Genomic DNA, 13,003 nt, shown 5'->3' on the forward strand with positions numbered 1-13,003 from the left:
ACCTTGCCGAGCGCTGTTGAACAGCCCGCTGAAGGGAATGGGTTCGCTGGTCGTAAGTGCCCGGGAGTCGACGCGTTTCGCCAGTTCGCGAAGTGATGGAAGTACGGAAGACCGCGCTCTGGCAGATCCAGGCCCTTCTCCGGCCTAGTTCGCTACCCCCAAGGACCATTCGGTATGACCACGGCGTCACTGCGGTCGCGCGTCATCGTCTGGACCTCACTTTTGCGCTGACCACTCGGCGAAGGAGCGCGTTGCGTCGGCTGAGCCCTGAATCCCGATGTCCGCAGCCTGGCGCCTTCCGAAAGCGTGCAGGACGAGCTCGAGGGGCGCGCCCGAGAGGACGACTCCGCTCGAGTGCTTACCGATCGCGGTGAGCGCGCTGTCGTCCGGTTCGAGCCGGACAGCGACGGGCGCCTTCCGGTAGGCCCTCGTGAGGATCGGCCTTGCACGGCGCCAGAGCTCCCGGACCTCCTCCTCGTGGAGCGTGCGACGCGGCACCGGACCGGATCCGCGGCGCAGGTCCTCGTGGTGGACGACGTACTCGAGGAGATTCAAGGTCTCATCGAACCGACCCATCAACGAGTGTCGGGATGGTCCTGCCTCCAACGTGTCGACCAGGGCGGCATATCCGTGGGGGCTGCCGGCCTTGGTGACCAGCGACCGCATGAAGCGCTCCTCGCCCGGCGAGTTGGTGGTCACCTGGTCCCAGACGTTGCGCAGGATCGCGTGCTCGCGCTGGACCACATGTGCGAGTAGGTGTCGCGTCGTCCACCCGTCACAGAGCGTCGGCGCATCGGGATCTGCATCGCGGAAACTAGCTGCGAAGGAGCGGCGTTCCTTCGCGACCCAGGTCATGTCACTTCCCACCCTTCACCATTGTGTCGATGGATGCTGACCAGCCAGACGTTCCTAAGGCGCCGTCTTCCGTGGCCCGTTGTCGAGGGGGGCGAGCGCTTGGTTGCCTCCCCTCGACACTTGCGGTCATTGCCGTTCCCGGGTGAAGTGATCGATGCCCACCGCGACGAAAACCGCCGTTGATGTTCCTACTACGGACCCATCAGGCCCGGCGATGCTGGCGACGAGGAACAACTTGCGCCCCTCGTGGCGCTGCACTTGTGCCTGCAGTCGGTAGGAGATGCCGATCATCACTGGAGCTCGATACTCGACCGTCAACTGGCGCGTGACGGCTGGTGTCCCGACGAGGTAGAGCAGGAATCCGTAAAGGTCGTCGATGACCGTGGCGACTGCGCCGCCGTGGGCGATGCCGGGAGCGCCGACGTGCCGGTTGTCGAAGGTGTGGTCGGCCACCACGCCGTCGCCATGGCGGCGAACCTGGAGGTGATGGCCGTGCGGGTTGTCGGGTCCGCAGCCAAGGCACTGCTCGTGGTGGGGCGGCAGGTCGACTCCATCCCGGTGCGGGCGGAACTTCTCAGCCCACGTGGCAAGCATCGATGGCAGGTCAGTCATGGGATGGACGGCCTCTCAGGACTTGGGCCCAGGCGGCGAGGACCTGTTCTTGGCGGTGGCCTGGGTGGGAGGTGAGCAGGCCGCTGACCCCCCTGCCGAGGAGGAGGTCGAGGGTGAGTCGGATCTTGACCGGGTCGTCGGTGAGGTAGGTGCGACAGATCCGCGCAAGCTCGTCGTTGACGCGCTCCTCGGCTGGGATCAACTGGGCTCGCAGATCGGGATGTGAGCGGGCGGCCACCCACAGTTCCAGGGTGGCGGCGTACAGCGGACCCGAAAGCGCCTCTGCCAGCAGCCCGAGCGCAGCCTCTTGCGGCTCGATCCGACTCCGAGGCCGCTTCGCCCCTTGAGTCGTGGCCGGGGACAGCTCCGCCAACGCCTCGCGCACCCGCCGCAGGCGCTTCTGCGCCAGATGCTCAACCGCCGCAACCACCAGCTGGTCTCGGGTCCCGAAGTGGTGCAGCTGTGCGCCTCGTGACACGCCGGCCTTCTCGGCCACCGCGGCACTGGTGGTGCCGGTGTAGCCCAGCTCGACCAGGCACGCCACGGTGGCCTCCAGCAGCACGCGACGAGTGGCTGCGGAGCGTTCCTCCTGTCGCCTGGCTTGGGTGGGCACACTGAGACCTTACATGCATGCGCGAATGTATGTAAGACGGGTATGGATCGCCGCTGCACGGTGATAGCGCGTTCGCGAGGCAGGTGAGGCCATGGGAGGGTTCTTACGGACTATCCGCATCGGATGGCGGGCCACTGCGGCGCGGGCGGGTTGCGTGACCCCTCATGGAGTGGGCCGGATTCTGCTGGGACGAGTCGCCCTAGCGGTCGCTAACGACGTGAGCGGCGCGGCCCCACCCTAGGTACACCTAGGGTGGGGCTGGATTCAGCGGTCGTTGCCGGCGTCGGATTGGTGCCCGGTGTCATCCCTCCATCGCGTGGTCCAGTCCAAGATCGCGTGGAGCGCGGGCACGAGCGCCTGCGCCGCCTCGGTCGGGGCATAGCCGACCAGGCCCGATTCCGTGGTGGTGTGACGCTCGAGGAGTCCCTCGGCCTCGAGCCGGCGCAGCCGGTCGCACAGCAGCCGATCCGAGACGCCAGGAACGGCGACGCGGATGTCGCTGAACCGCCGAGAACCCGAGAGCACTGCGAGCAGGATGCTGCCCGTCCATCTGCCACCGATAAGCTCCAGCGCTTGCTGCAGGCCGAGGCAGTGGCCGGGCGGCCATTGTCCGGAGGTGCCGCTCTGCTCGGTCACCCGTCCATCATGACGTTTCGGTTCGTCGCGAGGAACCTTTCTGTCGGACAACCACGCTCGCTGGAGTCATGTCGCGGCCACGACGGACACATCCCAGAGCACTTACGAGAAGTACTTACTATTCGTACATCACTGATCTAGGATGGAGGAGTTGGGGCAGGCGGCCGTCGTCCTGCTCCGCACCCGGCGTGGAAGGTCTGGTGGCTGACCGTGGACGTAGTCGTGTTGGTGGGGCGCATCCTGTTCGCCATGTTGTTCTTGATGTCGGGATTCGGGCACCTGACCCAGACCAAGATGATGGCCCAGTACACCGCCTCTCGTGGGGTTCCCCAGGCGCTCGCCCCGGCAGCGGTCTTCGGGACGGGGCTGCTGATCGTGGCCGGCGCACTGATGGTCCTGCTGGGCGCCTGGGGCGACCTGGGCGCCCTGTTCCTGGTGGTCTTCCTGGTTCCCACGGCCGTGATCATGCACGGCCCCTGGGGCGTCGAAGATCCTCAGCAGCGGATGATGGAACAGACCCAGTTCCTCAAGGACCTGGCGCTGGCCGGGGCGGCGCTGATGGTGCTGGTCCTGTTCGGCTGGGCCGGCCCGGACCTGGGCCTCACCCTGACCGACCCGCTGTTCGACCTCGACTGAGCCCGCCGTTGCACCACGACCCGAACCGAAGCGCCCGGACCGGAGGGAGTCGTCGATGACTGGGCTGCGAGTCGGTGACCTTGCCCCGGACTTCGAACTGCCCGACCAGCATGAGACTCCGGTCCGGCTGAGTCGGCTGCTCGCGGCCGGGCCGGTGGTGCTGTTCTTCTACCCGTTGGCGATGAGTCGAGGCTGCACCGCGGAAAGCTGCCATTTCCGTGACCTGGCTGCGGAGTTCGAGGCGACCGGTGCGACCAGGGTCGGGATCAGCCGCGACTCCGTGGCTCGTCAGCGTCAGTTCGACGCCGAGCATGAGTTGGGGTACCGGTTGCTCTCCGACGCCGACGGGACCGTGGCTTCCGCCTACGGTGCGCAGCGGAGTCTTCCCGGGTTGCCGCCGCGGCGGAGCACCTTCGTGATTGGCTCCGACCAGCGCGTGCGGGGGGTGGTTCGTAGTGAGCTGCGGATGGAGGCCCATGCGGACGAGGCGCTGCGCATCCTCGCAGCCGACGGGGGCGCGGACGCCGGGGGGACCGGGCCTGCCTAGCGACGGTGGGGTGGTTTCCCCGGGGGCGGGGGGTTCTCGGGCCGCGGGCCGTCTTCCTCGTTGGTGAGATGTGCGTCGGGGTCGACCGAGGTCTCGAACGCGGCGGCGAGATCCTCGCCGGAGCTGTGTCCTCGGGTCTCTCGCAACGGGGTCTCGCGCAGGAACAGCAGGATGACGAAGCCGAGGATCGCGAACGGTACGGCGGCGAGGAAGGTGGTCTGCAGCGCCTCGGCGAACCCGGTGGTGACCGCGAGATGGATGGGCTCGGGCAGCGCCGCGATCTGTTCGGGGCTGCCCTGGGTGGCCGACCCGGCGGGCATCTGGTCGGCGCTCACCCCGGCCGCCGTCAGCTGCGCGGGGATGGTGTCGCGGAGCCGGTGGGTGAGCAGTGCGCCGAAGACGGCGACTCCCATCGCGCCGCCCAGGGATCGGAAGAAGGTGGCTCCGGAGGTGGCGACGCCGAGGTCGGCATGGGGCACCGCATTCTGGGTCGCCAGCACGAGGACCTGCATCACCATGCCGATGCCGGCGCCGGTGATGAACATGAAAACGCCGGCCAGCCACAGCGAGGTGTCCACTGACAGTCGGCTCATCAGCGTCAGGCCGACGGCGGCGACCAGCAGGCCGACGACGGGGAAGATCTTGTAGCGGCCGGTGCGGGTGATCAGCCGCCCCGATCCGATGGAGGTGGCCAGCAGGCCGACCATCAGCGGAAGGGTCAGCAGGCCGGAGGCGGTGGGGGACTCACCCTTGACGATCTGCAGGTACTGCGGCAAGAAGATGATGGCGCCGAACATGGCGACCCCGACGACGAAGCCGGCCAGACTGGTGATGACGAAGGTGTGGTTGGCGAACAGCCGCGGCGGCATGATCGGTTCGGCCGCCCGGCGCTCCTGCCAGACCGTGAGCGCCAGCATGACCAGCGCCACCGCGGTCAACCCGTAGGTCCAGGCCGAGTTCCAGGCGAACTCCTTGCCGCCGAGCGAGAGCATCAGCAACAGCGCGCTGATCCCGGCGACGATGAAGAACGCCCCCAGCCAGTCGATGGCGTGCCGGCGGCGTGGGAACGGCAGCTTCAGCACCCGTTCGGTCACCACCAGGGCCACGATGCCGATGGGGATCCCGACCCAGAAGGTCCACCGCCACGAGAGGTGCTCGACCAGGAAGCCACCCAGCAGGGGCCCGGCGACGGTGGCCAGGCCGAAGACCGAGCCGATGTAGCCCTGGTAGCGGCCGCGTTCGCGGGGACTGACGACGTCGCCGATGATCGCCTGGGACAGTGCCATCAGCCCGCCCACGCCGAGTCCCATGACGGCTCGGGACCCCACCAGCTGCCCCATGTTCTGGGCGAACCCGGCGGCGAGTGAGGAGACCAGGAAGATCCCGATCGCGGACTGGAACATGATCTTGCGGCCGTACAGGTCCGACAGCTTGCCCCAGATGGGAGTGGATGCGGTCGAGGTCAACAGGGTGGCCGAGACGACCCAGGCCAGCTGGTCCTGACCGCCGAGCTCGCCGACGATGGTGGGCAGCGCGGTGGCCACGATCGTCTGGGACAGGGCGGCGACCAGCATGCCGAGCATGAGCCCGACCAGGACAGTGAGGATCTGCCGGTGCGTCAGCTCCGGCATCACCTGCTCGCCGGGTGCCCCGGGGGCACCGGCTCCGGGGGAGGATGCCGTACTCATCGCTGGCCCCCTTCCGCGGTGTGCGGATCCCCGGTCAGATGCTCGTCGAGGCCGGCGTTGAACGCCGCCAGCAGGGACGCGAAGCGCGCCAGATCCTCGGGCGACCACGACCGCAGCAGCTCCCGGACGACGCCGCGTCGTTCCGCCCGCGTCGTCGTCAACACGCCTCGGCCGTGCTCGGTGAGCCGCAGCCGGAGAGCGCGCCGGTCATCGGCGTCCGGTTCGCGCGTGACAAGGCCGGCCTGCTCCAGGGCCGCGACCTGTCGGCTGATCGTCGAGGCGTCTAGGTGGAAGTGCGCTGCGAGCTCACTAGACCGCAGTGGGCCGGTGTCATGGAGCCACGCGAGGATCCCGTAGGCGGCCCTTTCCACGACCTGCTCTGTCGGGCCGCCGCGCAAGTGCACCTTCTGGGCACGACGCACCAACAGGGTCAGTTCTTGCTCGATGGACTCCACCGAGGTCAGGTCGGTCTCCGATCCAACTGATTGCATGTACCAACCATAACGGCTTGGGCGACGGCGAGCGCACCCGTGATGTCTCGCGTGGCCAGGGCCGGAGCGGCGCCGGGATAAGCGCTACTGCTCCGGGTGCGGCGGCTCAGCAGTTCCACCCGCCGCAGATCGCAAGTGGGCGATGTTTGGGGACAGCCGGACGCCAGTCAGGAGATGTCGCCGACCAAGTAGCGCTGCAACGTGGGAGCAAGCGCGGCCACCAGCTCGTCCTGGCTGGCCGAGGTCAGATCCTCGAGGCCCACGACGTGGGCAGCCAAGGCGAGGCCAAGGATCTGCGACATCACGAGCGCGGCGCGCAATGGCGCCTGCGCGACCCCGAGCTGGGACACGACCGGTTCCAGCAGCTCAGTGGTGAACTTCTCGCCAACCTTGCGAGCGGTGTCGGCTTCGACCGCCGCGGTGCGGATGGTTCCGAGGATGCGCTCTCGCCGGCCCGTATCATCGAGTGCCTCGATCACCAGTCTTGCCAAGCGCTCGCCGACGAGCCTCGGGTCCCCCTCCAGGAGTCGAGCGATGAGCGCGGACGAATCAGAAGAAGGGTTGACGACTTCGTCGAACAGCTCTCGTTTCGAGCCGAAGAAGTATGCCACGAGGGCGGCATCCACGCCCGCCTGTGCTGCGACCGCCCTCAGCGTGACGCGATCGTAGCCTCCAGCGGCGAACTGCTCGCGGGCTGCCCGAGCTATCTCCTCGCGTGTCGAACTGTGCCCCGGCCGGCGCCCTGGTCGTGCTCGGACCGGGCTCACGGCCGCCGCTCCACTGCCGCCGTTCCACCAGAAGGTTGCTCCATACCCCACCTGCCTAGTTTTTCCGTCCAAAGGCCGCCGCCGGAGGGCTGGGGGCTCGGAGAGCGGACACGCGCCGTGGCGTGGCACTCCTCATGAAGTCCGGCCTGTGCGTCGCTGGTCAGCGACCGCGTCACCGCCTCGAGGCCGGTGCCGTCATCCTGACAGTGTCGGACGATGGTGCTCAAAGGGCAACCAGGCTGAATACGTGGTCCCCCCGACATCGGGGCAACGACGACTCAAAGCGGAGCGACCCGCTGGGTGCGCCGACTCTTGGTGGTCTTCCGAACTCGCTCAGCCAGACGCGGCAACGCCCGGCGACAACGCCATCGGTATCGGTGTCGGTATCCAACAGCATGCCTTGCAGGGGAGGCGCAGCGCCGTGGGCGGCTGGACCCTCCGCATCTACCCTTTTCCTCCTATGTATTTCGGCGTAGGCTGGCGCCGACCGCTACCTACGGGCGATCGCGATCCCCGGGTTCGGCCGCCACGGCTGGAGGTGGGTGAGGTGAGATACGGGAATCCGTACGGGCTGGCATGGCAACAGCTGGGGAACGCCGTGTGGGATGTCTTGGCAGTCGTGTGGTGGACGCTGGTAGCTGGCAGCGTCGCGTTCGGTGCATGCTGGTGCATGGGGCAGTTCATGTATACGGAGTGGGTTCGCGACCATCCTGCGCCCCGCCTCCGGTTCTTTGCCGAACGCAGGCTGCGTCGAGACATCGCCCGCGGGCTGGGCGACCTTGAGGAGTACCTCCGCGAACGCGATCCAGCGCAGCTCGACGACGGGCCTGCCCGTTCCGCCCGGTCCCGGACCTGGAGGCGCCGGGGCTGGCACCGACCTTGAAACAGACCCCGACAGCCCGAACGCTTCCAGGATCTGCGGTTTGCAGGCGGTTCTCTGACGGCTGCCCCGAATCCCGGGCCGTTCGATGGCTGGGACCTCGCGGGTCGGACGTGTCTGCGGCGGGACGCCGACGCCAGCACGCTGGATTGCGGCCAATCTGCTCGGGGTGGCTGGAGTGCCCGGGGAAACCGCACGGGGGGCGGGATTGGTCCGGTGGGGGAGCTGGACACGTAGCAGCTCAGGTGACGTGGAGGTCGCATGCTCCGGCCGCGTCCGGACGCCCGGCGTCGGCGACCGCGCCAGACACGGGCATTCCCGGGTGCGGGGACGATATCGACGGCCCGGCACAGGCCCCGGGGGGCCGCGATCGGTATCCCAACCGGGACAGCCGGATGGGCCTGGCGCGATGAGCGATGCTGAGCAGATGATGCCGAGCCGCTGGCAGGACGAGAGCGAGGGGCTGCTTCGCGTGGTCGAGCGCATTGCCCTGATCCTGAACGAGGCCGGGATCCCACGGATGCCCGCCAGGGTGTTGGCCTACATGCTCGCCGACGACGCTGACCGCTACTCCGCCGCCGCGCTCGCGGACGGGGTCCGGGTCAGTCCGGCCGCAATCTCGGGGGCCGTGCGGTATCTCACCGCGACACGGATGGTGGTCAAGGAGAGGGAACCCGGGAGGAGGGCCGAGTTCTACCGGGTCTGTGAGGGCGACGTGTGCGGCATGATCGTGGCCGCCTGGATCCCGGTTCTCCAGCAGTGGGAGTCCGTGGTGGAGTCCGCGGCCGTCGAGCTCGGCGCGAACGGCGGTGGCCACCGATTGGCCGAGGCGACGGAGTTCATTGCGTTCCTGCGCGGCGAGACGGAGGGCATGCTCGGGCGCTGGGTCGAGTACCGCCGAGATCCTGGATGAGCGATCCTCGGTGATCGAGGCGCCAAAGGTTGGCGGTCGATCGCGTTCGGGCCCTGCCGGCGGTCCGGGTCGGTGTGGTGGGGCCTCCAGGACGCGCCCCCGACGTTCGTCTCTGGACGCTACGGTTCCTCAGTTGCGGACCTCGATGTTTTGTCGGTCGGTGGCCTCGGCCTGCTGGTTGAGCATGGTCAGCAGCTTGTCGCCCTCGATGTCGAGGTCGGGCAGCAGGCGGTCGAGCCAGCGGGGCAGCCACCATGCTCGCTCGTCGAAGACGGCCATGAGAGCCGGGACGAGCGTCAGCCGGACGATGAAGGCGTCGATGAGGATGCCGGCGGCGAGGGCGAAGCCGATCTGCTTGATCATGATGTCGTGGCTGAAGATGAAGCCGGAGAACACCGCGACCATGATGATCGCGGCGGCGACCACGACGCGGCTGGCCTGGTCGAAGCCATGCACGACGCTCTGGCGGGCTGGCTGGCCGTGGATGTGTGCCTCGCGCATGGAGGAGACCAGGAAGACCTCGTAGTCCATGGCGAGCCCGTAGAGGATGCCGGTCACGATGATCGGCATGAAGCTCATCAGCGGGCCGCCGGTGTCGAACCCGAAGAGGCTGCTGAGCCAGCCCCACTGGAAGACGGCGGTGGTGGCACCGAAGGTGGCCAGGATGCTGAGCAGGAAGCCGGCGGTGGCCTTGAGTGGGACGACGATCGAGCGGAAGACCAGCATCAGGATCAGGACGGAGAGCACGATGATGATGCCGAGGTAGAGCGGTAGGACGTCGGCGAGCTTGTCGGACATGTCGATGCCGATGGCGGTGAACCCGGTGACGCCGAGCTGCACATCATTGGTCTGGGCGATGGCGTTGTCGGGCTCGCGCAGCGACTTCACGAGGTCGCTGGTGGCCTCGTCGCTGGGGCCGGAGGTGGGGATGACGCTGAACACGGCCAGGTCGCCGGCCTCGTTGACGCCGACCGGGGCGGCCAGCACGATGTCGTCTCGGCCCTGGAACTCGGCGATCAGTTTCGCGGTCAGCTCGGGAGTGACGCGGTCTGCGGTACCGGTGGGCTCTGCGGTGACCAGGAGGGGGCCGTTGAATCCCTCACCGAAGCCCTGGGAGACCGCCTCGTAGCTCTGCCGGGCAGCGGTGTCCTGGTTCGCGGTCTCGCCGGTAGGGATACCCAGATTCATGCTGGCCGTCGGGATCGCCATCACGCCCAGGATCGCGACCACTCCTGCGATGACGGGCCACCTGAACCTGATCACGCCCTTGACCCAGTGGTCGGCGACACTGTGGGACTCCGCGTCCACCTTGGCGCGGCGTCGGGAGCGGGCCTTGTCGGAGCAGATCCGCTCCCCGACCAGCCCCAACAGCGCGGGCAGCAGGGTCAGGGCGATGAGGACGGCCAGGGCGACCGTGGACGCCGCGACCAGTGCCATCGTGGACAGCATGGCGATGCCGATCACGGTCAAAGCGGTCAGCGCGATGAGGACGGTCAGGCCGGCGAAGAACACAGCACTGCCCGCAGTGCCGACCGCTCTGCCCGCTGCCTCCCGCGCGGTCAGTCCCCGATCGAGAATCAGCCGTCGCTGCCGGTTGACGACGAACAGCGCATAGTCGATGCCGACGGCGAGGCCGACCATGAGACCGAGGACGGGGGTGGCGGAGTTCATCTCGACGACCGTGGAGAGCGCATACGCGCCACCCACGCCGATGCCGACGCCGACCAGCGCGGTGATCAGGGGCAGACCGGCCGCGATCAGCGAACCCAGGGTGAGCACCAGCACGAGAGCGGCGACGGCGAGACCGATCACCTCACCAATACCGACCGGGATCTCGATGGCCTTGAGCGAGTCGCTTGGGAGCACGGTGATACCCGTTCCCTGCTCGGCACGCTCCACCACCTCGACCACCGAGGTGACGTCGTCATCGGTCAACGAGGTCGAGGCGACTGTGAACTGGAACTGGAACAGCGCGACCTGCCCGTCCGAGGACACCAGCACGCCGGGCACCGGGGCCCCGTCCACCACCAGCGGCTGGTAGGGAGGCGCCTGCCCCTGCTCCGACCCGGCTGAGGGATCGGCCGGTGCACCTTCCTGATCAGTGCCCGGTCCGCCCTGCTCCCCGGCACCCAGAGCGGCGTCCAGGGGGTTCACGACCTTCTCGAGGTCATAGACGTCGCTGACGGTGCCGCTGATCACCGCAAGACGCTCCGGCGTGTCGAGGCGCTCACCGTCCGGCACAGTGAACACGACGCTGGCCTGGCCTCCCGAGGCCGCGGGAAGCTCATCGGCCACGCGGTCGAGCACGGTCTGGGCCTCGGTGCCCTCGATCTTCATCTCGGAGCTGACGTTCACCCCGTTGATGGCCACGGCACCGACGACCGCGGCGAGGACCGCCACCCAACCGGCAATGAACAGCCACGGCCGGCCGAATGCGGTTCGTCCGAGCCGGTACAAGAATGTGGACATGGGTTCTGGGTCTCCTTGAGGGGCGGGGCGGCGGTGGCTAGAGGCCGTGGCGCAGGTAGTCGAAGGTGAGATCGAGGAACGAGGCGTAGTCCATCGATGCGGGGGTGGCGTCGTTCTCGCCGTCCAGGTGCACGTCGAGAGTTCCCTCCAGGGCGGCCATCACGGCGCCGTAGACGGCGCCGAACAGCAGCGGCACGTAGATGGCGGGGTACCGGTCCCCGGCTACGGATCCCAAGAGCTCTTGGGCGGTGTGGCGCATGCGTTGCTGAACGCTGAGGACGTAGGGCTCGAGGGTTGGGTACTGCCGTGCCATGGCCATCAGCTCGCGCATCCTCACCAATGTGTCCGCGGTGAACTGATCCCTCATGACGGACAACAGGGCATCGAGCAGCGGCAGGTCTTCTGGCAGGTCGGCGAGGATCGCGCTGGCGTCGTCGACACCCCCGAACGCGACCGCGGCGACGGCCTCCTCCTTGCAGGAGAAGTGGTTCGCGAAGGTGCGCCGGGAGTAGCCCGCCCGCTCCACGACGTCCGCAGTGACAAACCCGAACAACCCGCGCTCACGGGTCAGCTCGAAGGCCGCCTCAGCCAGCGCCTGTGCCGTCGCCTCCCGCTTGAGGTCCCGCAACCCACGATCCACTCCCTCAGTATGACCGGGCCTGCCCAATGAGCAACATTGCCCAGTGAGCACGCAGACATTCGCCTGACGCCTTGCTGAGCGGTAGCCGCCGGCGGCGGCCGGTAGCGTGACGGCACACGCGACTGCCGATCCGCCTTCGACGGCCGATCCTGTCAGTCAGCGGCATCGACCTAGGGGAGCGCGTATGGGTGCTGATGGCGAAGCGGTCGGCGTCGACCGCGCACGGAACCAGACGACGACCGATGACGGGCAACAGTTCGCCGATGCGGTGCTGGCCCTGCTCGCAGTCGCTCGAAGGACCAGGGGCCGACTTCAGCCGCTTTTCGACGACGTCACCGTGCCACAGCTGGTGCTGCTGGACGCCGTGCAGGCTTGCGGTCGCGAGGGCATCGCCGCCATCTCGGCATACACGCTGCTGAGCCAACCCACGGTCACCCAACAGGCCGCCGGGCTGGAAGCGGCCGGCCTGCTGCGCCGCATCCCAGCCGCGGACGATCGACGCCGACGCGTACTCACGCTCACCGAACGCGGGGAGCAACTCCTCGCCGCCAAGCGCGGCCTGGTTGCCGACCGGTTGGCGGTGGCCTGGACATCCCTCACCGCCGAGGAGCAGTCGATCGCGGTCCCGCTGCTGCGTCACATCATTGATCTTGTCTCGGAACTTGCCTGAGTCACGATTGCCCGTTTCATTGTCGGTGATGTCCACCCAGCCATGGTGAACTAGACGGTATGCCTGACCGCTCGGTCTGAGTGGTTGCGGGCCGGGGCCTCACTCACAGATTCGTGGGTTACCGAGCAGGGGCCGCCTGCTCGGCCTATCCGACAGTTGTGGGAGGCCCCGGTGTTTACAGAGCGTACGAGTGTTGGGCTCGACGTGCACGCACGATCGGTCGCGGCAGCGGCGATCGATGGCGTGACGGGCGAGTTGGTCCAAGCGAAGCTGACTCCCTCGCACGAACACGTCAGATCCTGGATCCAGAACCTGTCCGGACCGGTGGCCGTGGCCTATGAGGCCGGGCCGACTGGGTTCGGGCTGTCGCGGTCGCTGAACGCCGCGGGGATCCGGTGTGAGGTGGTGGCGCCGTCAAAGTTGCAACGGCCGACTGGTGATCGGGTCAAGACCGACGCCAAGGATGCGGTTCACCTGGCCAGGTTGTTGCGTCTGGACGAGTTCACAGCGGAGTTGCGTCCTGCAGAGTGGTGTACGACGTGGTGACGGCCCGGGCGTAGACGCTGGCGCGGTCACCGCGTGATTC

General features: G+C 67.9%; 14 protein-coding genes and 1 pseudogene. 5 read left to right on the forward strand and 10 right to left on the reverse strand.

Going from position 1 to position 13,003, the window contains the following annotated elements; all coding sequences use genetic code 11:
- Positions 1-216: 216 nt before the first annotated feature.
- The 4 genes from ACY1JX_RS15755 to ACY1JX_RS15770 form a co-directional block, all read right to left on the reverse strand.
- On the reverse strand, positions 217-855 hold the full coding sequence (locus ACY1JX_RS15755) for a maleylpyruvate isomerase family mycothiol-dependent enzyme (RefSeq protein WP_462564551.1): 639 nt from the start codon (positions 853-855) through the stop codon (positions 217-219).
- A gap of 126 nt (positions 856-981) precedes the next feature.
- Positions 982-1,467, reverse strand: a complete 486-nt coding sequence (locus ACY1JX_RS15760) for a PaaI family thioesterase (RefSeq protein WP_462564552.1) — start codon at positions 1,465-1,467, stop codon at positions 982-984.
- Positions 1,460-2,029 carry a TetR/AcrR family transcriptional regulator gene (locus ACY1JX_RS15765; protein ID WP_462564553.1) on the reverse strand — a complete coding sequence of 190 codons (570 nt, stop codon included), beginning with the start codon at positions 2,027-2,029 and terminating at the stop codon, positions 1,460-1,462. Before ACY1JX_RS15765 ends, ACY1JX_RS15760 begins: the two co-directional genes overlap by 8 nt.
- Before the next feature lie 315 nt (positions 2,030-2,344).
- On the reverse strand, positions 2,345-2,716 hold the full coding sequence (locus ACY1JX_RS15770) for a winged helix-turn-helix transcriptional regulator (RefSeq protein ID WP_199907606.1): 372 nt from the start codon (positions 2,714-2,716) through the stop codon (positions 2,345-2,347).
- A gap of 228 nt (positions 2,717-2,944) precedes the next feature.
- On the opposite strand from ACY1JX_RS15770, the gene ACY1JX_RS15775 reads away from it, so the two are divergent.
- Both ACY1JX_RS15775 and ACY1JX_RS15780 read left to right on the forward strand, forming a co-directional pair.
- Positions 2,945-3,352, forward strand: a complete 408-nt coding sequence (locus tag ACY1JX_RS15775) for a DoxX family protein (RefSeq protein ID WP_343899022.1) — start codon at positions 2,945-2,947, stop codon at positions 3,350-3,352.
- 55 nt (positions 3,353-3,407) lie between these two features.
- The gene (locus tag ACY1JX_RS15780; protein WP_462564554.1) at positions 3,408-3,899 is read left to right on the forward strand and encodes a peroxiredoxin; all 492 of its coding nucleotides are present in this window, start codon (positions 3,408-3,410) and stop codon (positions 3,897-3,899) included.
- On the opposite strand, the gene ACY1JX_RS15785 is transcribed toward ACY1JX_RS15780, so the two are convergent.
- The 4 genes and pseudogenes from ACY1JX_RS15785 to ACY1JX_RS15800 all read right to left on the reverse strand — a co-directional run.
- Positions 3,896-5,587: an MDR family MFS transporter gene (locus ACY1JX_RS15785; RefSeq protein ID WP_462564555.1), complete on the reverse strand. Its 1,692-nt coding sequence runs from the start codon at positions 5,585-5,587 to the stop codon at positions 3,896-3,898. The two genes, ACY1JX_RS15780 and ACY1JX_RS15785, sit on opposite strands and share 4 nt — an antisense overlap.
- Positions 5,584-6,042 (reverse strand): MarR family winged helix-turn-helix transcriptional regulator, encoded by a 459-nt coding sequence (locus tag ACY1JX_RS15790; protein ID WP_462564556.1) that lies wholly within the window; start codon positions 6,040-6,042, stop codon positions 5,584-5,586. The genes ACY1JX_RS15785 and ACY1JX_RS15790 overlap by 4 nt, the downstream gene beginning before the upstream one ends.
- A gap of 203 nt (positions 6,043-6,245) precedes the next feature.
- A complete protein-coding gene (locus ACY1JX_RS15795) occupies positions 6,246-6,704 on the reverse strand; it encodes a TetR/AcrR family transcriptional regulator (protein ID WP_462565896.1) in 459 nt (152 codons plus the stop codon).
- Positions 6,705-6,974: pseudogene (locus tag ACY1JX_RS15800) on the reverse strand (TetR family transcriptional regulator); the annotation flags it as partial.
- Positions 6,975-8,134: 1,160 nt separating this feature from the next.
- On the opposite strand from ACY1JX_RS15800, the gene ACY1JX_RS15805 reads away from it, so the two are divergent.
- A complete protein-coding gene (locus ACY1JX_RS15805; protein ID WP_199907607.1) occupies positions 8,135-8,638 on the forward strand; it encodes a GbsR/MarR family transcriptional regulator in 504 nt (167 codons plus the stop codon).
- Between the two features lie 129 nt (positions 8,639-8,767).
- Here ACY1JX_RS15805 and ACY1JX_RS15810 read toward each other — a convergent pair whose 3' ends face one another.
- Complete coding sequence (locus tag ACY1JX_RS15810; RefSeq protein ID WP_462564557.1) at positions 8,768-11,107, reverse strand: MMPL family transporter; 2,340 nt, start codon at positions 11,105-11,107, stop codon at positions 8,768-8,770.
- Positions 11,108-11,144: 37 nt separating this feature from the next.
- Positions 11,145-11,747, reverse strand: coding sequence for a TetR/AcrR family transcriptional regulator (locus ACY1JX_RS15815; protein ID WP_107766956.1), 603 nt, complete (start codon positions 11,745-11,747; stop codon positions 11,145-11,147).
- A 184-nt stretch (positions 11,748-11,931) separates the two neighbouring features.
- Between ACY1JX_RS15815 and ACY1JX_RS15820 the strand changes: the two genes are divergently transcribed.
- Together ACY1JX_RS15820 and ACY1JX_RS15825 are read left to right on the forward strand one after the other, a co-directional pair.
- Positions 11,932-12,417 (forward strand): MarR family winged helix-turn-helix transcriptional regulator, encoded by a 486-nt coding sequence (locus tag ACY1JX_RS15820; RefSeq protein ID WP_107766957.1) that lies wholly within the window; start codon positions 11,932-11,934, stop codon positions 12,415-12,417.
- A 204-nt stretch (positions 12,418-12,621) separates the two neighbouring features.
- A complete protein-coding gene (locus ACY1JX_RS15825) occupies positions 12,622-12,963 on the forward strand; it encodes a hypothetical protein (RefSeq protein ID WP_462564558.1) in 342 nt (113 codons plus the stop codon).
- Positions 12,964-13,003 lie beyond the last annotated feature (40 nt).

The sequence above is a fragment of the Aeromicrobium sp. JP4 genome (assembly GCF_054957925.1).

What these genes read in the sequence shown, in the direction of transcription:
- ACY1JX_RS15755 (WP_462564551.1), bottom strand. Translation starts at nt 855, where the DNA reads ATGACCTGGGTCGCGAAGGAACGCCGCTCCTTCGCAGCTAGTTTCCGC.
- ACY1JX_RS15760 (WP_462564552.1), bottom strand. Translation starts at nt 1,467, where the DNA reads ATGACTGACCTGCCATCGATGCTTGCCACGTGGGCTGAGAAGTTCCGC.
- ACY1JX_RS15780 (WP_462564554.1), top strand. Translation starts at nt 3,408, where the DNA reads ATGACTGGGCTGCGAGTCGGTGACCTTGCCCCGGACTTCGAACTGCCC.
- ACY1JX_RS15785 (WP_462564555.1), bottom strand. Translation starts at nt 5,587, where the DNA reads ATGAGTACGGCATCCTCCCCCGGAGCCGGTGCCCCCGGGGCACCCGGC.
- ACY1JX_RS15805 (WP_199907607.1), top strand. Translation starts at nt 8,135, where the DNA reads ATGAGCGATGCTGAGCAGATGATGCCGAGCCGCTGGCAGGACGAGAGC.
- ACY1JX_RS15810 (WP_462564557.1), bottom strand. Translation starts at nt 11,107, where the DNA reads ATGTCCACATTCTTGTACCGGCTCGGACGAACCGCATTCGGCCGGCCG.
- ACY1JX_RS15820 (WP_107766957.1), top strand. Translation starts at nt 11,932, where the DNA reads ATGGGTGCTGATGGCGAAGCGGTCGGCGTCGACCGCGCACGGAACCAG.